The 21,298-nt window shown below is 67.6% G+C and carries 18 protein-coding genes; 6 read left to right on the top strand and 12 right to left on the bottom strand.

What is annotated here, in order from left to right:
- Nucleotides 1–233 precede the first annotated feature (233 nt).
- The 8 genes from ACUSIJ_RS01270 to rpsF form a co-directional block, all read right to left on the bottom strand.
- Nucleotides 234–851 carry a CvpA family protein gene (locus ACUSIJ_RS01270; protein WP_449306530.1) on the bottom strand — a complete coding sequence of 206 codons (618 nt, stop codon included), beginning with the start codon at nucleotides 849–851 and terminating at the stop codon, nucleotides 234–236.
- A gap of 77 nt (nucleotides 852–928) precedes the next feature.
- Nucleotides 929–2,341: a DNA repair protein RadA gene (radA, locus tag ACUSIJ_RS01265; protein WP_449306529.1), complete on the bottom strand. Its 1,413-nt coding sequence runs from the start codon at nucleotides 2,339–2,341 to the stop codon at nucleotides 929–931.
- Nucleotides 2,342–2,353: 12 nt separating this feature from the next.
- Complete coding sequence (locus tag ACUSIJ_RS01260; protein WP_449306528.1) at nucleotides 2,354–3,844, bottom strand: replicative DNA helicase; 1,491 nt, start codon at nucleotides 3,842–3,844, stop codon at nucleotides 2,354–2,356.
- Nucleotides 3,845–3,945: 101 nt separating this feature from the next.
- A complete protein-coding gene (locus ACUSIJ_RS01255; protein ID WP_449306527.1) occupies nucleotides 3,946–5,289 on the bottom strand; it encodes a class I SAM-dependent methyltransferase in 1,344 nt (447 codons plus the stop codon).
- Between the two features lie 218 nt (nucleotides 5,290–5,507).
- A complete protein-coding gene (rplI, locus tag ACUSIJ_RS01250; RefSeq protein WP_449306526.1) occupies nucleotides 5,508–6,077 on the bottom strand; it encodes a 50S ribosomal protein L9 in 570 nt (189 codons plus the stop codon).
- A gap of 50 nt (nucleotides 6,078–6,127) precedes the next feature.
- The gene (locus ACUSIJ_RS01245) at nucleotides 6,128–7,123 is read right to left on the bottom strand and encodes a DUF2232 domain-containing protein (protein ID WP_449306525.1); all 996 of its coding nucleotides are present in this window, start codon (nucleotides 7,121–7,123) and stop codon (nucleotides 6,128–6,130) included.
- 182 nt (nucleotides 7,124–7,305) lie between these two features.
- Nucleotides 7,306–7,548, bottom strand: coding sequence for a 30S ribosomal protein S18 (rpsR, locus tag ACUSIJ_RS01240; protein ID WP_449306524.1), 243 nt, complete (start codon nucleotides 7,546–7,548; stop codon nucleotides 7,306–7,308).
- A gap of 2 nt (nucleotides 7,549–7,550) precedes the next feature.
- A complete protein-coding gene (gene rpsF / locus ACUSIJ_RS01235) occupies nucleotides 7,551–8,051 on the bottom strand; it encodes a 30S ribosomal protein S6 (protein ID WP_449306523.1) in 501 nt (166 codons plus the stop codon).
- 372 nt (nucleotides 8,052–8,423) lie between these two features.
- Between rpsF and acpS the strand changes: the two genes are divergently transcribed.
- The 3 genes from acpS to ribB all read left to right on the top strand — a co-directional run bounded on the left by acpS (nucleotide 8,424) and on the right by ribB (nucleotide 11,931).
- The gene (acpS, locus tag ACUSIJ_RS01230; protein WP_449306522.1) at nucleotides 8,424–8,831 is read left to right on the top strand and encodes a holo-ACP synthase; all 408 of its coding nucleotides are present in this window, start codon (nucleotides 8,424–8,426) and stop codon (nucleotides 8,829–8,831) included.
- Nucleotides 8,832–9,373: 542 nt separating this feature from the next.
- The gene (gene aroC / locus ACUSIJ_RS01225) at nucleotides 9,374–10,561 is read left to right on the top strand and encodes a chorismate synthase (protein WP_449306521.1); all 1,188 of its coding nucleotides are present in this window, start codon (nucleotides 9,374–9,376) and stop codon (nucleotides 10,559–10,561) included.
- A gap of 68 nt (nucleotides 10,562–10,629) precedes the next feature.
- Nucleotides 10,630–11,931 carry a 3,4-dihydroxy-2-butanone-4-phosphate synthase gene (gene ribB / locus ACUSIJ_RS01220; RefSeq protein WP_449306520.1) on the top strand — a complete coding sequence of 434 codons (1,302 nt, stop codon included), beginning with the start codon at nucleotides 10,630–10,632 and terminating at the stop codon, nucleotides 11,929–11,931.
- 141 nt (nucleotides 11,932–12,072) lie between these two features.
- Here ribB and ACUSIJ_RS01215 read toward each other — a convergent pair whose 3' ends face one another.
- On the bottom strand, nucleotides 12,073–13,308 hold the full coding sequence (locus tag ACUSIJ_RS01215) for a helix-turn-helix transcriptional regulator (RefSeq protein WP_449306519.1): 1,236 nt from the start codon (nucleotides 13,306–13,308) through the stop codon (nucleotides 12,073–12,075).
- 657 nt (nucleotides 13,309–13,965) lie between these two features.
- Here ACUSIJ_RS01215 and ACUSIJ_RS01210 point away from each other — a divergent pair.
- Nucleotides 13,966–14,868, top strand: a complete 903-nt coding sequence (locus ACUSIJ_RS01210) for an MBL fold metallo-hydrolase (protein WP_449306518.1) — start codon at nucleotides 13,966–13,968, stop codon at nucleotides 14,866–14,868.
- An 84-nt stretch (nucleotides 14,869–14,952) separates the two neighbouring features.
- On the opposite strand, the gene ACUSIJ_RS01205 is transcribed toward ACUSIJ_RS01210, so the two are convergent.
- Entirely contained in the window at nucleotides 14,953–15,801 is an 849-nt protein-coding gene (locus tag ACUSIJ_RS01205; RefSeq protein WP_449306517.1) for a DUF1499 domain-containing protein, read from the bottom strand.
- A gap of 265 nt (nucleotides 15,802–16,066) precedes the next feature.
- Between ACUSIJ_RS01205 and ACUSIJ_RS01200 the strand changes: the two genes are divergently transcribed.
- Nucleotides 16,067–16,282: a hypothetical protein gene (locus ACUSIJ_RS01200; protein ID WP_449306516.1), complete on the top strand. Its 216-nt coding sequence runs from the start codon at nucleotides 16,067–16,069 to the stop codon at nucleotides 16,280–16,282.
- Between the two features lie 54 nt (nucleotides 16,283–16,336).
- Here ACUSIJ_RS01200 and ACUSIJ_RS01195 read toward each other — a convergent pair whose 3' ends face one another.
- On the bottom strand, nucleotides 16,337–16,948 hold the full coding sequence (locus ACUSIJ_RS01195) for a L,D-transpeptidase (RefSeq protein ID WP_449306515.1): 612 nt from the start codon (nucleotides 16,946–16,948) through the stop codon (nucleotides 16,337–16,339).
- A gap of 610 nt (nucleotides 16,949–17,558) precedes the next feature.
- On the opposite strand from ACUSIJ_RS01195, the gene ACUSIJ_RS01190 reads away from it, so the two are divergent.
- A complete protein-coding gene (locus ACUSIJ_RS01190; RefSeq protein WP_449306514.1) occupies nucleotides 17,559–18,488 on the top strand; it encodes a histone deacetylase family protein in 930 nt (309 codons plus the stop codon).
- Nucleotides 18,489–18,511: 23 nt separating this feature from the next.
- Here ACUSIJ_RS01190 and ACUSIJ_RS01185 read toward each other — a convergent pair whose 3' ends face one another.
- Complete coding sequence (locus ACUSIJ_RS01185) at nucleotides 18,512–21,259, bottom strand: HAD-IC family P-type ATPase (RefSeq protein WP_449306513.1); 2,748 nt, start codon at nucleotides 21,257–21,259, stop codon at nucleotides 18,512–18,514.
- Between the last annotated feature and the right edge of the window lie 39 nt (nucleotides 21,260–21,298).

Below are 21,298 nucleotides of genomic sequence, written 5' to 3'. Positions count from 1 at the left end.
CGTTGACATGCTTGCGCACGGCGTCACCCCTGCGGGACACCGGAAAGGCGCGCATCGCCCCCGCCGCCCGGCTCGTTCGCGACAGCCCATATGCGCCAGCCTCATGTGCGCGATATGCGGCCAAATTGCCAGTCCCCCGGCGCAAGACAGACCTGCTTCACCGGATTGTCATACAGCATACGGGCACGCGCGCGACACCTATTTCTCGGGTTCTCGGCCGCGCGCCTGCCGCCTCATTGCGGGTCGGCCGGCGCGTTGAGCAGGTTCTGGATGGAGTCGCCCGCGCCGTCGCGCTGGCCGGGGTCGGTATCGGCGGGCGCGGCGTCGTCGCCCGTGCGCTGGGGCGAGACTCTCTGCATGATCTTGTCGCCGAAATCGGCCGGCAGCAGTGCGAGAAGCTGGTTGCCGGTGCTCTCTAGCAGCGGCCGCGACTTGGCGTCGCGCGCCCACTCGGGCTGCGTCTCGGGCTTCACCAGCCAGTTGAGGAACAGCAGGGCGATGGCGCAGATCAGGATGCCGCGAAACGCGCCGAACACGAAGCCCAGCGACCGGTCCACCGCGCCGATGCGCGAATCGAGAATGAGGTCGGAAATCTGCACGGTGACGAACGACACCAGCACCAGCGTGACGATGAACACGGCGGCGATCGAGGCCACCTGCGCCACGGTGGCGTTGGAGATGTAGGGCGCGAGATGCGGCAGCACGAAGGGATGCAGGTAGAAGGCGGCGAAGGCGGCCGCGACCCATGAGGCTATCGCAAGCACCTCGCGCGTCAGGCCCCGCACGGAGGCGAGCAGCGACGAGATCAGCACGATGCCGATGACGATCAGATCAAGCAGAGCGATGGGCATGGGCCGGCACCTTGAGACATTGGGGGCAGAGAGTGAACCGAAAACGACGGTGTGTATAGCGGCATAATCGGCCCGCGTCACCTGTCGAGGGCCGGGACGCGCCTTTCTCGCGCCACCTGTGGACGCCGTGCCGCGATCGTCGCCACCAGATCGGCGATATGGCCGACGCTCGCGAGCGCGAGCGGCGCACCGTCAGCTGCATCCTTGAGATTCGCGGGCACGACGGCGCGCGAGAAGCCGAGCTTGCCGGCTTCCTTCAGCCGCGCCGGGGCCTGCGCCACCGGGCGCACCGCGCCCGAAAGGCCGATCTCGCCGAAATAGACCGTCTCCGGCGACAGCGGCGCGCCGGCGAGCGAGGATATCAGCGCCGCCGCCGCCGCGAGGTCGGCCGCGGGCTCGTTGACCCTGAGGCCGCCGGCGACGTTGAGATAGACGTCGTGGCTCCCGAGCTTGAGGCCGCCGCGCGCCTCCAGCACGGCGAGCACCATGGAGAGGCGCGCGGGGTCCCACCCCACCACCGCCCGCCGGGGCGTGCCGAGCGACGAGGGCGCGACGAGCGCCTGGATCTCGACGAGCAGCGGGCGCGTGCCCTCCATGCCGGCGAACACAGCCGCCCCCGGTGCGGAAAGGTCACGCCCGGCGAGGAACAGCGCCGACGGATTGGCGACTTCCGCAAGGCCCTGGCCGGTCATCTCGAACACGCCGATCTCGTCGGTGGGGCCGAAGCGGTTCTTCACCGCGCGCAGGATGCGGAAATGGTGGCCGCTGTCGCCCTCGAAGGAGACGACCGCGTCCACCATGTGCTCGACCACACGGGGACCCGCGATCTGGCCGTCCTTCGTGACGTGGCCGACGAGGATCACGGTGGCGCCCGTGGTCTTGGCGAAGCGGATCAGCGACTGCGCGCTGCCGCGCACCTGGGTCACCGTGCCTGGCGCCGCCTCGATGGCGCTGCTCCACATGGTCTGGATCGAGTCGATCACCACGAGGCCCGGCGGCGCGCCGGCGGCAAGGGTCGCGACGATGTCCTCGACGTTGGTCTCCGCCGCAAGCTCCACCGGCGCGCGCGTCAGCCCGAGACGTTCGGCGCGCAGGCGCACCTGCGCCACCGCCTCCTCGCCCGAGATGTAGACGACGCGGCTGCCGCGCGCGGCGAGCGCCGCGCAGGTCTGGGTGAGAAGGGTGGACTTGCCGATGCCCGGATCGCCGCCGATCAGGATCACCGATCCCGACACGAAGCCGCCGCCGGTGACGCGATCCAGTTCGGCGATGCCGGAGACCATGCGCGGCGTCTCGCGGCTCGCGCCCGCGAGCCCTTCGAGCGCGAACACGCGCCCCTTGCCGCGTGCGCTCGGCTTCGCCCCGGCCACGGGCGCGGCCGCCGCCTCCTGCGCCAGCGTGTTCCACGCGCCGCAGGCGTCGCATTTGCCCTGCCAGCGCGTGTGCACCGCGCCGCAGCTCTGGCAGATGTAGGAGGGGGACTTCGCCAAAAGAGCAATCCGTTATATGTGGTCCGGCAGGTGGTCGTCGCTGGCGAGGTTGCCGAAGCGGGTCACGTCCGCCTGGAAGGCGAGGCGCACCGTGCCCGTGGGGCCGTGGCGCTGCTTGCCGATGATGAGCTCGGCCGTGCCGTGGGCCTGGTCCATCTCCGCCTGCCACTTGAAATATTCCTCGGTGCCCATCTTGGGCTCTTTGTTCTTGAGGTAGTATTCCTCGCGGAACACGAACAGCACCACGTCCGCGTCCTGCTCGATGGAGCCCGATTCGCGCAGGTCCGACAGTTGCGGCCGCTTGTCGTCGCGTGCTTCCACCTGACGCGAGAGCTGGGAGAGCGCCATGATCGGCACCGCGAGCTCCTTGGCGAGCGCCTTGAGGCCGGTGGTGATCTCGGTCAGCTCCTGCACGCGGTTGTCGCCGCGCTTCGACGAGCCGGAGAGGAGCTGCAGATAGTCGACGACCAGCAAATCGAGCCCGCGCTGGCGCTTGAGGCGGCGCGCGCGCGCCGCGAGCTGGGCGATGGAGATGCCGCCGGTCTGGTCGATGTAGAAGGGCAGCATCTGCATCTCGCGCGCCACGTCCGAGACGCGGTAGAACTCCTCCTCGGCGATGTCGCCGCGCCGGATCTTGTAGGACGGCACGCCGGACTGCTCGGCGATGATGCGGGTGGCGAGTTGCTCGGCCGACATTTCCAGCGAGAAGAAGCCGACGATGCCGCCGTTGACTGTCTTCACCGAGCCATCCGGCTGCTTCTCGCCCCGGTACGCCCGGGCCACGTTGAAGGCGATGTTGGTGGCGAGCGCCGTCTTGCCCATGCCGGGACGCCCGGCGAGGATGACGAGGTCGGAGGACTGCAGGCCGCCCATGGTGCGGTCGACGTCGGTGAGGCCGGTGGCGAGGCCGGAGAGGTTGCCGTCGCGCTTGTAGGCGGCGGCGGCGACGTTGATCGCCGAGGTGAGCGCATCGGAAAAGCGCAGGAAGCCGCCGTCGTAGCGGCCGGTTTCAGCGAGCTTGTAGAGGCGCTGCTCGGCCTCCTCGATCTGGTCGCGCGGGCTTGCGTCGACCGGCGCGTCGTAGGCCGTGTTGACGATGTCCTCGCCGATCGCGATCAGCTCGCGGCGCACCGCGAGATCGTGGATGGTGCGGCCGTAGTCCTCGGCGTTGATGACGGTCGTCGCCTCGGCGGCGAGCCGGGCGAGGTACTGCGGAATGGTGATGCCGCCGAGGTCGTGCTCCCCGAGAAAGGTCTTCAGCGTGATCGGCGTCGCCACCTTGCCGGCCTTGATCAGGGCCGAGGCGACCTCGAAGATGCGCCGGTGGATGTCCTCCTGGAAGTGCGCCGCCTCGAGAAAGTCGGAGACACGGAAATAGGCGTCGTTGTTGACGAGGATCGCGCCGAGCAAGGCCTGCTCGGCGTCGATGTTGTGCGGCGCCTGCCGGTATCGAGGCTCGGACGCCGTCTCAAGCCGGCCAGCGAGCGTATTGACGATGCTCATGAATCCCCCAGCGACCACCGGCTCGATGCAGCCGGCGCCGTTCCTCCGATAGTAAACAGATCCTTACACACGGCGCATGCGATTCGCGATCGGCGGATAATCTATCCCCGCTTTGCACTGCGCGTCGCCTTCTCCGCCGGGGCCGGCAGGGCGGTCTCCCGCCGGCGCAGCGCCTCCTCGCGGCGGGGCATGTAGTCGCGCGTCAGCGGCACGGCGTCCTGCTGCTTCGCGAGCTGGATCTGGAACACCATCAGCCCGTCGTGGCGGAAGGACATCTCGGAGGCGGCGAGGTAGAAGTCGAACATGCGGAAGAAGCGTGCGTCGTAGAGCGCCTCGACCTCGTCGCGCCGGGCGTGGAAGCGCGCCCGCCACGCCTTCAGGGTCTCGGCGTAGTGCAGCCGCAGGATCTCGATATCGGTGACGACGAGGCCCGAACGCTCGATGGCGGGCAGGACTTCCGACAGGGCCGGGATGTAGCCGCCGGGAAAGATGTATTTGGCGATCCACTCGTTGGTGCTGCCCGGCCCGTCCGTGCGGCCGATGGCGTGCAGCAGCATCACGCCGTCGTCCGCGAGCAGGCTCGCCGCCTTGTCGAAATAGGCCTGGAAATACGGCACCCCGACATGCTCGAACATGCCCACGGACACGATGCGGTCGAAGCGGCCGGAAAGGCTGCGGTAATCGGTGAGCGAGAACTGCACCCGCTCGGAGAGCCCGAGCGCGGAGGCCCGCTCGTTCGAGACGGCGAGCTGCTCCTGCGACAGCGTCACGCCGGTGACGTCCGCGTCGCAGTTCTGCGCCAGGTAGAGCCCGAGCCCGCCCCAGCCGCTGCCGATGTCGAGCACCTTGTGGTCCGGCTCGACGAGCAGCTTGGCGGCGATATGGCGCTTCTTGGCGAGCTGCGCCGCGTCGAGCCCGTCAGCGGGGGAAACGGGCGTCAGCGCGGCGCCGTCGCGGCTCGCCAGCGTGCACACGCCGCCGGCGCGGTTATCGACGGGGAAATCGAAATAGGCACAGGAATATTGCAGGTCCGGGTCGAGAAACAGCCGGTAGAGCCGCCCGTCGAGGTCGTAGTGGTGGGCGACGTTGCGACGCGCGCGGCTCTTGACATTGAGCTGGCCGAACACCCGGAACAGCCGCCGCCACAGCCGCCGCAGCCGGATGGGGGTGAAGGAGTCGCCGGCATTGACGTTGCGCATGGCAAGCGCCAGCAGCTCGCCGATGTCGCCCGCCGTCATCTCGACCTCGCCGTCCATGTAGAGCTCGCCCAGCGCCAGATCCGGGTTGAGCAGCAGGCGCCGCGCCGCGCGCTTGTCGCGGAAATGCAGGGAGAGGGGCGGTCCGGAACCGTCGCCCACCGAAAAGGGCGGTCCGTCGGCCACCGTGACCGTGAGAGATCCTTGCCTGATCAAACGACTGAGAGCGAACCGCAACCACTTGTCCATGGGCGACCCCGAATGATTCAGTTGTTTCTCCGCTAGGGACGCCAGTCAATACTGGAGTCCCTCCTCAATACCCCCTCAGTCATCAAGGTAATGCCATTGCAACAAAAAACAACAGGGGACGCTGTCGCGTCCCCTGTCGGTATCGAATACTGGCGATCCCGCGGATCGTATTTGACCGCCGGGGTCGGTCGCCGAACCTGACCTGCGAAGCGGTCGGATCAGATTTCCTCGCCTTCGCCCGCGGCGTCGGCCAGCGCCGCGCCGACTTCGAGGCCGAGTTCGTCGAGGTCGAGCTCCTCGCGGGTGACGATCTCCTCGCCGCGGTCCTGGCGCTCGGCTTCCTCGGGGCTGCGGGCGACGTTGAGGGTCACCGAGACCTCGACCTCGGGGTGCAGCGCCACCGGCACGGTGTGCAGGCCGAGCGTCTTGATCGGCGTGTGCAGCACGATCTGCTGGCGGTTGACGGTGAAGCCGCCGGCGGTCAGCGCCTCGGCCACGTCGCGCGTCGCGACCGAACCGTAGAGCACGCCCGACTCGCCCGCCTGGCGGATGAGCACGAAGCTCTGCCCGTCGAGCTTCTCGCCGACGGCCTCCGCTTCCTTGCGCTGTTCGAGGTTGCGGGCCTCGAGCTGGGCGCGCTGGTTCTCGAAGCGCTGCTTGTTGGCCTCGGTGGCGCGCAGCGCCTTGCCGCGCGGCAGCAGGAAATTGCGGGCGTATCCGTCCCTGACGCGGACGGTATCGCCGATCTGGCCGAGACGGGCCACACGTTCGAGAAGGATGACTTCCATTGTATTTCTCCTTAGTTCCATATGCAGATTCAAGTGGGTGCGAGGTTGATTCATCCGGGTTGCGGCGGCCCGCCGGGGCGGGGCTGCCAGGCGATCGCGACGGCGCCCACGACGGCGAGAATCGCGAGAGCCCATACCGACAGCAGCAGCAGCGAGGTGTAGAGCAGGGCGAGCAGGAGCGGGCGCACCCGGTTGCCGCGCGTAGCGACGTGGATCGCGGCGAGCCCCTGCAGCGACAGCGCCGTTCCCATGGCGCCCAGCAGGGCGGCGGCGGCAAGGCCCGGGTATTCGGGCAGCATGGCGGTTCCGATGGCGGCGAGGCCGGCGACGAGCAGCGACACCCGCGGCATCATCGTGTCGGGGATCGAGGGCCATTCCCGCGGCAGCCGCTTCGACGCGCGCAACACGAGGCCGGCAATCCACAGGTTGACCGTGAGCATGTAGACGATGGTCACGGCGGCCACGACCGGCACGGCGGCCGCGACAACGCGCACGAACCGCTCCGCCTCGGTCTGATCCGGCAGGGCCGCGATCGGTTCCTCCCCGATCATGGCGCGGATCAGCTCCTCCATCGCGGCCCGGTAGTCCGTATAGGAGGGGCCGAACGCGATCGCCCCGATCAGGGTGATGAGCGCCGCCATGACCGCGATCCACAACAGGATGCGGCCGAGCGGGTACCACTCCATCCGTCCCGCCTCGTCGCTGCGCCCGAGCAGCGCCAGATAGGCGAGCCACCATGCCGGCAGCGCCACCGCCACGGCGAAGACCGCGCCCGCCGACGGCGCCGCCCAGGTGGTGCTGACGAGCGCACCGACGACGGCAGCGACGAGGCCGGACCGGTGATTCCAGCGAATCGCGGCGATCAGGACGGGAATCGGAGCGAAATAGGACGCGATAAAGAGCGCGACGACCAGGAGAGTCGCAAACCCTCTGGGGAGCTGGTCCGCAAAGGCGAGCAACTGTTCCACCGGCAACCAGATCGGGATGCCGAACAGAAGGGCGGAAACGAGGCCCGCCCCCGAGCCGATAAGGAAGATCGTTGCCATCGTCGCGCTGTCCCGCTGCGTTCGCAGGGTTAGAGGCCGCTCGGACATTTTCCGATCACGCGCGATCGAAAACCGCTCCGGCGCCCCAACAAGCCCTTCCTGCCGTTCACGGTGTGCGCACGGAAGGGCGACTGTTCATGGGTGCGAGGCCGCGCCATGGCGCGGCCGTCATCGTTTGATGATCAGGCGATCACGTAGGGCAGCAGGCCGAGGAAGCGGGCGCGCTTGATGGCGCGCGCCAGCTCCCGCTGCTTCCTGGCCGAAACGGCCGTGATGCGCGAGGGAACGATCTTGCCGCGCTCCGAGATGTAGCGGGACAGCAGGCGCGTGTCCTTGTAGTCGATCTTCGGGGCGTTCGCGCCCGAGAACGGGCAGGTCTTGCGGCGGCGGAAGAAGGGGCGGCGCGGGGCGGCTCCAGTGGTCATGCTCAGTTCTCCTCGGAATCGTCGGCGTCGGCGTCGTCACGGGCGGCCTCGCGGCGCGGGCCGCGGTCACCAGGGCCACGATCGCCGGGCCCACGGTCACCGGGGCCGCGATCGCCACGGTCGAAGCGGCCACCACCACGCTCGAAGCCGCCGCCCTCACGGTCGCGGCGGTCGTCGCGGTCACGCTTCTGCAGCACGACGGACGGGCCGTCCTCGAGTTCCTCGACGCGGATGGTGAGCGAGCGCAGCACGTCCTCGTTGAGGCGCTGCAGGCGCTCGACCTCCGCCACCGCGGCGGCGGGAGCGTCGATGTTGAGGAGGGTGAAATGCGCCTTGCGGTTCTTGCGGATCCGGTAGGCGAGGGACCTGATGCCCCACGGCTCGATCTTGGTGACCTTGCCGCCGTGGGTTTCGATGACGCCCTTGTACTGCTCGACAAGCGCCTCGACCTGCTGCGCCGTCACATCCTGGCGCGCCAGAAAAATATGCTCGTAAAGAGACATTCGTGGCCTTTCAATCTAGAACGGAACGTCCTTCCGGCGCAAAGCCCTCCGAGCCCCGTCACCAAGGCCCGAGCGGTGTTGCGTCGAAGGCGGAGACACGGGACGACAGGGCCGAAGCCCTCATGCCGAAACGGCACCGTCCGTTCAGCCCCCAGCCGGAGAGAACGCGAAGACGGCCTCATACACGACGCGATGGCGCGTGGCAAGCCTTACTCGCGGGCAATTTGCCGCGCGGCGCCTTTTCCCGCCGGCGGGCAGGGGTGTTCGGCAGAGAGGGGCGGCAGGGGTGTTCGCCTGCGTCCGGCAGGTATACAAGCGCACTCCATATATAGAAGAGCGACAGACACACGGCGACGAAGAGGAACACGCCCCATGATCGTCGGCATCGGATCCGACCTGTGCGACATCAACCGCATCACCCGGACGCTGGAGCGGTTCGGCGAGCGCTTCACCCATCGCGTATTCACGGAGGGCGAGCGGGCGCGGTCCGACCGGCGCGCCGCGCGCGCGCCTTCCTACGCGCGTCGCTTCGCCGCCAAGGAGGCCTGCGCCAAGGCGCTGGGCACCGGCATGTCGCACGGCGTGTTCTGGCGGGATATGGAAGTGGTCAACCTGCCCGGCGGCAAGCCGACGATGCGGCTGACGGGCGGCGCGGCCGCGCGGCTAGCGGCGCTGCTGCCGGAGGCACACCGCGCGGTGGTGCACGTTTCCCTCACCGACGATCCGCCGCTGGCGCAGGCTTTCGTCATCATCGAGGCCCTGCCCGAACCGGCCGGATGACGGGTAGACAAGAAAAAAGGGCCACATGCGGAACATGCGGCCCAAGTCTAGGGAGGAAACGCCCAAGAAGGGCAGCGACAGGCAACGCCATGTCGCAATGCAACAATACCCGGATTGGGGAATATAGCAAGGGGTTGTGCATGCAAATTTCGAATACCTCGATTGCGTCCTGGCGACGAAAAAGTCGTGTTTGTTTCCCGCTTCCGCCACGCTCACGCCGGAATCGTTGTATGGGTTGGATTTACTGATAGGACATGGTTCCTGTCGCAATTGCCGCATTATGCATCGGCGGCATGCCGGGGGCTGATTACAAGGGCGGCAGATTGACGCGTTTCGATAGTTTCGACAGGCAATATTGCTGCATTTTGCGCCAATGGCGCTGTTGTGTCGCCGGCCTCCCCGGTCTCGCAGCGCGCGGCCTTCCGGAAGGGGGCGTGTCCTAGTCCCCGCGGACCAACAAAAATTGCGCCGTTCCGCCGGCAGATCTATCGTCGGCGAGCAGCATCGTCTATGGAGGGCAAGGTTCGTGTGGGTTGGTCGTCATGTCGCATAACACTTTCGGGCATCTGTTCCGCGTCACCACTTTCGGCGAGAGCCATGGTCCCATGATCGGCGCCGTGGTGGACGGCGTGCCGCCGCGCATTCCGCTCACCGAGGCGGACATCCAGGCCGATCTCGACCGCCGGCGCCCCGGCCAGTCGCGCTACACGACCCAGCGGCAGGAGCCCGACCGGGTACGCATCGTCTCGGGCGTGTTCGCGGACCCCGAAACCGGGGAGCAGGTGACGACAGGCACGCCCATCGGCCTCGTGATCGAGAACGTCGACCAGCGCTCGAAGGATTACGGCGACATCCGCAACACCTACAGGCCCGGGCATGCGGACTATACGTATGACGCGAAATACGGCATCCGCGACTATCGCGGCGGCGGCCGCTCGTCGGCGCGCGAGACGGCGATGCGGGTTGCGGCGGGCGCCATCGCGCGCAAGGTCGTGCCGGGCTTGCGGGTGCGCGGGGCGCTGGTGCAGATCGGCCCCCACACCATCGACCGCAGCCGGTTCGACTGGGACGAGGTGGTGCGCAATCCGTTCTTCTCGCCCGATCCGGTCGCGGCCGAGACGTTCGCTGCCTATCTCGACGGCATCCGCAAGAGCGGTTCCTCCATCGGCGCGGTCATCGAGATCGTGGCCGAGGGCGTGCCCGCCGGCCTCGGCGCGCCGCTCTACGGCAAGCTCGATGCCGACATCGCGGCGCTTCTCATGAGCATCAACGCCGTCAAGGGGGTGGAAATCGGCGCAGGCTTCGCCGCCGCGGCGCTCACCGGCGAGGAGAACGCCGACGAGATGCGGGCCGGCAACGACGGCGCGCCCACCTTCCTGTCGAACCACGCCGGCGGCATCCTCGGCGGCATCTCCACCGGCCAGCCGATCGTGGCGCGGTTCGCGGTGAAGCCGACGTCGTCCATCCTGACGCCGCGGCGCAGCGTCGACCGGTTGGGCGCGGAGACGGACGTGTTCACCAAGGGCCGGCACGATCCCTGCGTCGGCATCCGGGCCGTGCCGGTGGGCGAGGCCATGGTCGCCTGCGCCATCGCCGACCACTACCTGCGCCACCGCGCGCAGGTGGGGAAAGCCTCGGCCTGGCCGCCTGCTCACGCGGGATTCGGGCACACCGACCCCGGCAATGCCGATCCCGGCGAGGGCGATGAAGTTTCTTTAAATCGTGCTTAAACGCACGTTGCGAGCACGCTGCAACCATTTTAGTTGAACTAAAATGGCTCATGATCTAGCATCCTCTCATGAAACTGGCGAAATGGCTCGACACCAATGGCGTCTCCCGGGTGGAGTTCGCGCGACGCATCGGCGTTTCGCCGGCGGCGGTGACGCAGTTGTGCAACAACAGCGCCGGCTGGCTGTCGCGCGAGACGGCGGAACTGGTGTTGCGGGAAACGCGTGGCGCCGTGACGCCGAACGATTTTCTCGGCGCGCCGTGCGGGCTGCGGGAGTCCGACCTTCAGGAGAGTTTGATGTCCCAATCGGTTCAAGAGACCATCGAGGCTTTCGGCCGGGGTGAAATCGTCATCGTGACCGACGACGACGACCGGGAGAACGAGGGCGACCTCATCTGTGCCGCCTCGCTGTGCACGCCGGAAAAGATGGCGTTCATCATCCGCCACACCTGCGGCATCGTCTGCGCGCCGGTTTCCGTGGACGAAGCGCGGCGCCTGCGGCTCGAGCCGATGGTGGCCTCGAACGACGCGCCGCTCGGCACGGCCTTCACTGTCACCGTCGACGTGCGCCACGGGCTCACCACCGGCATTTCCGCCGAGCAGCGCTCCAACACCGTGCGTGCGCTTGCCAACCACAACATGGGGCCGAACGATTTCGTGCGCCCGGGCCACATCTTCCCGCTGATCGCGCGCGACGGCGGCGTGCTCATGCGCTCCGGCCATACCGAGGCCGCGGTCGACCTGTGCCGCCTGGCCGGCCTGCCGCCGGTGGGCGCGATCTGTGAACTCGCCAACGACGACGGGACGGTGATGAAGGGCGGGCAGATCGACGCCTTCGCCCGCGAGCACAACCTGCGGCGCATTTCGGTCGCGGATCTCATCGCCTACCGGCAGGCGCGCGAAAAGCTCGTGGAGCGGGTCAACACCTTCCCCGTGCAGACGGAGATCGGTGAGCTGACGGGTTATGCCTACATCACGCCGTTCGACGACGTGCAGCACTTCGCCTTCGTCTATGGTGGCGTTGGCGACGGCGAGGATGTGCCGGCGCGGCTGCACCGGGCGGATGTCATCAGCGACATCTTCGGCGGCAGGGCGCTGCACGGGGCGCTGAACTATTTCAGCCAGCAAGGACGCGGTATCCTTGTCTATCTGCGCGACGGCACGGCGGGCGTCCCCGTCAAGCGCCCGGACGCGCTGGAAGGCACCGAGGCCGAGCGCGCCCGGCAGTGGCACGAGGTGGGGCTCGGCGCGCAGATCCTGCGCGATCTCGGCGTTACCTCGATCGACAACGTCGCCACCTCGGCGCGCGGCTATGTCGGCCTGTCGGGATTCGGCATCTCCATCAGCCGCACCACGGTGCTGGAGAAATAGAGCGAAATGCATTCAATCTGAATCGCCATTGTTTGGATAAATTTGGTGCGTCAACAAATGGTTAGGGCGGCGGCACGACTCAAGTCGAACGCCCGCCGCTCTATGGAGCGTGTCGTCGTTTTACGGAAACGTCGACACGCTCTAGCGCGGCGGCGGCTCCGGCTTTTCCATCTGCCGCTTCGGCTGCCGTTTCAGGGCTGGTGATGTCTGTCCGGGGCGGGGCGAATGGTGCCGGAACAGGGTGTTCCGGGGCAGGGGGATGCTGTCCACCGGGGCGTACGGGCTGCCGAGGCGGATCGCGTCCGCGGGATCATGGCCCGAACCCTCATGGACGATCCTCTGGTGGGGCTGCGTCTTCTCGAAGGCCGGGGCTACCGGAACGTTCAGGCCGTGAACGCCGGCGCACGGTAAATGCACGTCCTCGGCGCGCGGACTGTCGGCCCCGGCGGCGGCGCTGCCGGCCTCAGGGGGGGAGGTGTCGCCATTGTGGCGGGGCGAAAAGCCGAACTCGCGGCGGAAGTTGCGATAGAATGTCGATACATCCCTGAAACCCGTGTCGTAGGCGATGGACGTGACCTTCTTCACGGTCCGCGAATGGAGCTGGCGGCGGGCCTCCTCCAGCCTGTAGCTCAGCACCGTGGCGCGCAGCGACATGTCCGCCGCGGCAAAGGCGTTGTAGAGCTTGCGCACCGAAACGGCGCAATGACGGGCGAGGCGGTCGGGCGTCAGTTCCGCGTCGCTGGCGTACTGGCGCAGATAGCGCTGCACCACGGCCACGATGTCGCGCCCGCCGTCGCGGCCCCCCGGCGTGTCGGAGACGATGTATTCCGTCCATTCGCCGAACGCGAGCTGGTCGCGGATCAGGTGCCCCAACTGGAGCGGGTCGCGCGTGTGGGTGCCGGACAGCGGAATCCATTCGATGATGCGCTCGCGGAAGCGGCGCAGTCCCTCCAGCCCGTCGCCCCGCGCACCCTCGTTCGCGGCCCGGGGGACGATCAGCGAGCGCGGCATTCGCGCGGCGAGATCGGGTATGATTCTCAAGGCGATACACCCGATGGCGCAGGCATCGCCCGGCCTTTCCGCCCGGACGGTGAAATCCACGTCCGATCCGACAATGGCGACGTCCAGCGGATGCAGGGTGCCGCCGACCCGCAGCGATGCCGCTCCGCGACGGGAGAAAAGCACGATCACGGACGGATTGCTCGTGCAGTGCGGTGCAGCGATATGCCGTATCTGTCTGGAAAATGTGGCAGAAATGGACACCATCTCGGCCGAGATGCCAACCTCCGTCGAGAACGATCGGTCGGCGGGATCGGCGGTCGCCGAGATCAGCGGTCCGCAAACGCGGTTGAACACCGCCGGCTCGGTGCTCCGCATAGCCAGTTGGCTTCCAGTGGGGAGGAGAGAGTTATTATTGATTATCAATATGTTGCTGGATTCGCTTTGGACGTAGTCCAGTCTCTCACTTAAGCTCATGTCCATCATTTTCCACACACTTTCATTGGGACCAGCAGATCCGGTTTTTTCCGCCGGGCACTGCTTGTCATGATGATCGACGTGTTAGCCCGATACTTATTTTGGTCGCAAAAAGGGCAAAAATTGCGTCGATCCGCGAAAAAAAGGCGATATGTGCCATTTTCGTCGCGGCGACGATACACATATTATCAGCAAATACAACCTGTGATTGTATATGTTCGATCGGACGGGCATGCCAGGGGCTTGCGGTGCGTGCCGGTTGCGTCGCCGGCCCGCCCGTGGTTTTCTGTCGGGCGTCGACGAATGCCCGTCTCCGGGCCGGCCGTTGTGCTATGCCATGCGGCGCGCCGGCCGACGTTCATCGGCCCGCAATGCCGCACGGGAGGGTGCAACGCGGCCTTCCGGGCCAAAAAGCGGTCCTCCGGGCCGAAAAAGCGCCGCGCACGGGGGCGCTGCGCGCCGGGCGCCTGTCCGTGACAAGCGCTTGGCGCTCGGGCACAATCGCCGGCGGACGAACCCTGTCCATCGTTACTGACAGATTCTGGGGAGCAAGATTGCATGTCGGACATACCCTTCTCCCGCGATGAGACGGCGGTACCCGGTATGGTTGTGCAGGTCGAGCCGCTGGTGCGCCGTATCGTGGCGCCGAATCCCGGCCCCTACACGCATACGGGGACCTGCACCTATCTCGTTGGTGGCGAAAATGTGGCAGTCATCGATCCCGGACCAGACGACGCGGCGCATCTGGCGGCGCTGCTCGGCGCGGCGGGCGGCGGACGCGTGTCGCATATCGTCGTTACCCACACCCACCGCGATCACACGGCCGGCATCGGTGCGCTGCAGGCCGCCACGGGGGCGCAGGTCGTCGGCTGTGCGCCGCACTTTTCCGCCCGCGCGCCCAACGCGTTCGAGCGCAGGGAATCGGCCGCCGATCTCGGCTACACGCCCGACCGGGTGCTGGCCGACGGCGAGCGCTTGGCGGGCGACGGCTGGACGCTGACGGCCGTGGCGACGCCCGGCCACACGGCCAACCACCTCGCCTTCGCGCTGGAGGAGACGGGCGCGCTGTTCTCGGGCGACCACGTCATGGCCTGGTCCACGACGGTCGTGGCGCCGCCGGATGGTTCGATGGTCGCCTACATGGAGGCGCTGGAGAAACTGCGCGAACGCGACGACCGCATCTACTGGCCCGGCCACGGCGGCCCGGTCGACGACCCGCGCCGCTACGTGCGGGCCCTGCTGAACCACCGCCGGCAGCGCGAGGCGGCGATCCTCGCCCGCATCGAGGCGGGCGATGCCACCATCCCCGCCATCGTCGAGAAGCTCTATGCCGGCGTCGATCCCGACCTGTGGGGAGGGGCGTCCCTGTCGGTGCTCGCGCACATCGAAAGCCTGGTTGCCGGCGGACTGGTCGAAACTGAAGGGCCGGTGCATCTCGACGGCCGTTTCGTGCGCCGCTAAAGGCTGTTGGCGTAGAATGCTGTGCTATTGAATCAACAGGACGCTCCATCTTTTTGATTTAGCGTGTTCATGCCGGCCGACGTGCTACCCTTCGGCGGGGGCGATGCTCTCCAGAAAGCGCTCGATCCGGCGCGGACCAGTGCCGATGTCGAACAGCCGGTAACGCGGAACGCTGCGCACGTCGACGGTCGTTCCCTCCGCGTGGATACGCAGCCGCACCGTCACGTCGACGGGCAACCGCAGTAGGCTGGTATACTGGACGGCGTCCAGGTGCCCGATGCCGAAAAGGCCGCCCGGCGGTATCCGGTCGACGATCGCCCACCCCTCCGCCTCGGCTGTCTTCAGGGCGCGGCTGAACGCCTCCTCCGGCGGGAGGTCGGTGCGCAGCGGCCTGAATTCCGGACGGGCGCGGCGCTGCATGTCGCGCAGCCTCGCCGGATCGGAGGCGGGCAGGGGCAGGTCGCGCGCCAACTGCCGCATGAGATCCGCCAGTTCCTCGACGATGGCCCCCGCCGGGACGGCCGGCGGCGCCAGGCCGCCACGCGCCGCCAGCGCCGCCGACGAGCGGGAGAAGGCCGGCGGGTTCACGGTGTCCGTCGTCAGGTCGGCGTAATAGGGCGTGGCGAGAAGCCGAACCGCGAAGAACCCCGGCAGGACGAGCACGGCGGCGGAAATCAGCAGCGTCTGGATCGCCCCCTCCAGCCCCCTGCGGCCCTCGCGCCAGATCTGCGCCAGCGCAGCGACCCCCAGCGCCAGCGCCACGACCGCCAGCAGGGCGGCGGCCCAGATGACGGCAAGGCCCGACGTCAGGTCGTCACCGCCTTGGCGCGTCAACAGGATGCCCCCTGCGAACACCGGCACGCTGAACAGCGCGACGCGCCGCCCCCAGATCGCCGCCCGGCTGACGGGCTCTTCAATGACCAGACGTCGCATGATCCACCGTCCGGGGCTGGACGACCCGAAATAAACCTGTTCTCTCAGAGAGATAAGGTAACCGCTGGCCTGCCTTGTATGCGCCCCGCTTTAATCCTTCGTTAGCGACGGCGACAAAATTGTTAGCGCTTTGCATGATCCGCCACGACTTTGCCATCAACCTAACAACACTCCGACGTTATTATCGGACATCGTGAACAGACGTCGGCGATCATGTCGTCCGACGACAGGCAGCAGCTTTCTTTTCCAACACGTTGTGAGTATCATGACCAGCAAGCAAAGCAAGGCCGACAGCATCCCCGCCGCCACCCCCGCCGCCCAAGTCGAAGTCGGCGCCAGGCAGCCGAAGCAGATCACGCCTCCGTTCCGCGCACTCGGTATCCCAGCCCTCGCGGCTGCGACGCGCAGCGTGCCCAAGAAGAAGCCCGCCGAGGCTCCGCGCGACCTGCCTCCTTTCCTGCGTCAGCCGCACAATAGCTGACCGAGGCCCTGGAAGACGGCCCGCCGTCTTCCGGATCCGCACTGCCGCCCGGCTCTACTTGACGATCACGCGGGCACCGAGCTCGACCCTGTTGTAAAGGTCGATCGCATCGATGTTGCGCATGCGGATGCAACCCGAGGAAACGGCGCGTCCGATCTTTTCCGGCTCGTTCGTGCCGTGAATCCGGTACAGCGTATCACGGCCGTTCGCGTCGTAGAGGTAGAGCGCGCGCGCGCCCAGCGGATTGTGCGGCCCGCCCTGCACCGGACGGACATGGGGCCAGCGCTTGACCATCTCCGCGGGCGGATTCCAGTTCGGCCATTCGGCCTTGCGCTGTACGGTCGCCTCTCCCGTCCAGCCGTAGGCCTCGTCGCCGACCGCGACGCCGTAGCGGATGGCCTTGCCCTCGGGCATGACGTAGTAGAGCAGCTTGTTCCTCTGGTCGACGACGATCGTGCCGGGCGCCTCGCCGGTCGGATCGTCGGTGAGATAGCGCTCGAACTGCAGATCGACGTCCGCCTTCGGCATCTGCGCCATCCATTCGGCGTCGCGCGCCGAGACGGAGGGGTCTGGCACGCTCTTGTAGGTACAGCCGGCAACCGCCGCGCCCAAGCCCACAGCGAGCAGCAGCGGGCGAACCACGCGCTTAATCCGTGACCAGACCATTCTTTCGTCCTTCCGCAGAGGGCGCGACCGCGATTCCGGGCGAACGGCATGTCGCTTGAGATGAGGGTTGATAGAGGCAATCAGGAACAGTTGACAATCCGCTTTCGTGCGGCCCGCCTCCACGATCTCGCGCACCTGTCCGTCCGAGACGCTTTCCGGTCGGTGGGAACGCGCTCCGGGCGCGGGAACATGGCGAATCGGCCCGCATCGTCACCGGCGCTCCGCCCTCTCTCGGCCCGCCCCCTGGCCAGATGATTCGGGCTTCGCGTCGATAATCATATTTTTAGCGCTGACAATTAGATGAAATGGTAAACGAAAACATGCTGGAACTTGTTTCCGGCGTCTATGTGCTGTTTTTCCCGCACTTTCCGACAGGGAATACGCCGCCCGCGCCCGACGGCCTGTGCCCGCCGTTCGGGCGGGCTGACGGGGCGGCGAGCCTCGCCCCCCGCGGATCGTCAGCGCCCGGCAGCCGAGATTTGGTCTGTTTCCGGCTAAAAAGAGCGTGCCGCCGGTGTAAAACCGTCTATGCTCGCACAAAACGATGCGGCATTCGGACTGCAGGAACGCCTGCGGTTTCGCGGTCCGGAACCAAAGCAGGAAACGCCAGTTGACAACCCTTTACCTTTCCCACCCCGATTGCCTCGACCATCAGACCCTGCTCGGACATCCCGAACGCGCCGACCGCCTGCTGGTCATCGAACGTGCGCTGGAGCAGGAGGCGTTCAGCAATCTGCTGCGCGAGGGGGCGCCGCGCGGGGACGAAACGCTGGCGCTGCGCGTCCATCCCGAGGATTACGTGCGCGATCTCTATGAGGCGCTGCCGCATGAGGGCACCGTCGACATCGCGGACGATACGGTGCTGTCGCCGGGATCGTGGAACGCCGCCATGCGGGCGCTCGGCGCCTGCCGCTACGCCGTCGACGAGGTGGTGGCCCGCAAGGTCGACAACGCGTTCTGCGCCATCCGCCCGCCCGGCCATCATGCCGAGGTGAACAAGCCGATGGGCTTCTGCCTGTTCAACAACGCCGCCGTCGCCGCCCGCTACGCCCAGCAGGAACTCGGCGTCGGGCGCGTGGCGATCTTCGACTGGGACGTGCACCACGGCAACGGCACGCAGGACATCTTCTGGGCCGACAAGAGCGTGCTCTATGTCTCCACCCACGAAATGCCGCTGTTTCCCGGCACCGGCGCGGCGCGTGAAACCGGCGAGCACGACACCATCGTCAACGTGCCGCTGCAGGCGGGCGACGGCAGCGGCATCTTCCGCGAGGCGCTGGAGGTGTGCGTGCTGCCGCGCATCGAGGCGTTTTCGCCCGACCTTATCATCATCTCGGCCGGGTTCGACGCCCATTGGCGCGATCCGCTGGCGAACATCAACCTGACCGAAGCCGATTTCGCCCATGCGACCCGCGCCGTGCTCGACATCGCCAACCGCTGCTGCGGCGGGCGCGTGGTGTCGATCCTGGAGGGAGGGTACGATCTCGTCGGGCTGTCGCGTTCCGTCGCGGCGCATGTCTCCACGCTGATGCAAGGGTGACGAGCCCCGCCGCCGCCCGGATCTCATCCCATGCCGAGCAGCTTGAACCGCCGCAGGATGGCCTTTTCGATTTCGAGGATGACCATCATGGCGGCGCCGAGGAGTATCAGCATCGCGCCGTCGACCGGATTGACCGGGCGGGTGTCGAAGGCGGCCTGCATGAAGGGAGCGTAGGTGAACAGGAACTGCCCCGCCGTCACGGCGACGATCGCCATGAGCACGGCCGGCGTGCCGAGCGCTCCGCGCCAGGTGATCGAGGTCATGTTGAGATAGCGCACGTTGAACAGATAGAAGATCTCCAGCACGACGAGCATGTTGACACAAAGGGTGCGCGACATTTCCAGCTCGTCACCGCGCCCGGCGCTGGTGAAGAAAACGATCAGCATCGCGATCAGGAACAGGACCGAGACGAAAAAAACCCGCCACAGCATGAACGGCGACAGCAGCGAGGCATGTGCGTCGCGCGGCTTGCGGGCCATCACGCCCGGCTCCGCCGGCTCGAACGCCAGCACGAGACCCAGCGTTGCCGTGGTGACGAGGTTGAGCCACAGGATCTGCGCCGGCGTCAGCGGCATGGCGAACCCGACCAGAATGGCGAACACGACCGCCAGCAGCTCGCCGCCGTTGGTGGGCAGCGTCCAGGCGATCATCTTCCGGATATTGTCGTAGACGGTGCGGCCTTCGCTCACGGCGGCGACGATGGAGGCGAAATTGTCGTCGAGCAGGACGATCTGCGATGCCTCCTTGGCGGCCTCCGTGCCCTTGCGGCCCATGGCGATGCCGACATCCGCCTGCCGCAGCGACGGGGCGTCGTTGACGCCGTCGCCGGTCATCGCCACCACCGCGCCGGTCGACTGCAGGGCCTTGACGATGCGCAGCTTGTGCTCGGGGCTCGTGCGGGCGAACACGTCCGTGCGCGCGGCAAGCCCCGGCAACTCGTCGTCGGCCACCCTGTCGACCTCCGCCCCCAGCGCGACGACGGGGTGCTCGGCAAGGCCAAGCTGGCGGGCGATGGCGCCGGCGGTCGTGCCGTGGTCGCCGGTGATCATCTTCACCGCTATGCCGGCCGCGTGGCATTCGCGGATGGCCGCGATGGCCTCGTCGCGCGGCGGATCGATGAAGCCGGTCACGCCCAGGAACACGAGATCGTCGCGCAGATCGTCGAAGGTGAGGCGCCTCGTCAGCGTCGGCAGGCGGCGCATGGCGTAGCCGAGCACGCGCTCGCCGTCGCCGGCGGCCTTGTCGATCTCCGCCCGCCAGTAATCGGGACCGATGGCGTCGAGGTCGTTTCCGGCGCGCTGGAGGGCGCACATGTCGAGCAGACGCTCGGGCGCGCCCTTGACGAAGATCACGCTGCTGCCGTCCGGCGCGTGGTGCAGCGTCGCCATGAGGCGGTAGGTGGAGTCGAAGGGGATCTCGTCGCTGCGCGGCCACGCCTCCCGCAGCTCGGCGGGATCGGTGTCCGCCTTGCGGGCGAGCGTCAGCAGCGCGCCTTCCATGGGATCGCCGTCGACGACCCATCGGCCGTCCCGGACATAGAGGCGGGCGTCGTTGCAGAGCGCTCCGGCGCGCACGAGGCTGGCAGCCGGCGACGTGTCGTCGTCCGCGAGATCGGCCGGGGTGCCGTCGAGGCGCGTGATCGTGCCGGCATCGGGCGCGTAGCCCGCGCCCAATGCCCTGAGCGCGCCATCGGCGGTGACGATGCGCCGCACGGTCATCTCGTTGCGGGTGAGGGTGCCCGTCTTGTCGGAGCAGATCACGGATGTCGCGCCCAGCGTCTCCACGGCGGGCAGGCGGCGGATGATGGCGTTGCGCGCCGCCATGCGGCGCACGCCGATGGCGAGCGTGATGGTCATCACGGCGGGCAGACCCTCGGGCACGACGCCGACCGCGAGCGCCACGACCGCGATGAGCGCGTCGGCCCAGCCGTATTCGCGGATGGACACGGCAAAGGCGAACAGCGCGGCGGCAAAGATGAGCGCCCATGCCGTGAACCGCCGGGCGAAGACGTTGATCTGGCGCAACAGCGGCGTCGACATCGGCTCGACGGTGGCGAGCAGGGTCGAGATATGGCCGATCTCGGTCCCGGTTCCCGTCGCCACGGCGATGCCGGTTCCCTGTCCGGCCGCCACCATGGTGCCGGAAAAGGCCATGCCGGAGCGATCGCCCAGCGGCGCATCGGCCGCCACGGGCGCGTCGTGCTTTTCGGCCGCCACCGATTCGCCGGTGAGGATGGCCTCGTCGATCAGCAGGTTGCGCGCCCGCGTCAGGCGCAGGTCCGCCGGCACCCGGTCGCCCGCCTCGAGCCACACGATGTCGCCGGGCACGATATCCTCCGCCGGGATGCTGATGCGCTCGCCCGCGCGCATCACGTTCGCCCGCGGCGATATCATGTCTCGGATGGCGCTGAGCGCCGCCTCCGCCTTGCCCTCCTGCACGAAGCCGACGACGGCGTTCACGATGACGACCGCCAGAATGACCACGGCGTCGATCAGGTGGCCGAGCACGACGGCGGCGACCGCGCCGCCGAGCAGCACGTAGATCAGCGCGCTGTGGAACTGCGCCAGGAAGCGCAGCACCGGATGGCGGCGCGGCGGCTGCGGGAGCCGGTTGGGACCGTAGACGGCGCGCCGCTCGACCACCTGCGCCTCGTCGAGGCCGCCGTCGCCGGTTGCCAGCGCATCCCGCACGACGTCGGCCGGCAGGGCGTGCCACGGGGGCGGATGGGCGGGATCGGAAGGGACGGGCTGTGCTGGTGGGATGGCGTCCATGAAACCTCATCGGCGCGGTTTTGGCGGATCTGGATCGTC

It is taken from the genome of Pseudochelatococcus sp. B33 (assembly GCF_053570585.1).
The sequence above is the reverse complement of the archived record's forward strand: the minus strand, read 5'-3'. Positions and strand labels throughout refer to the sequence as shown.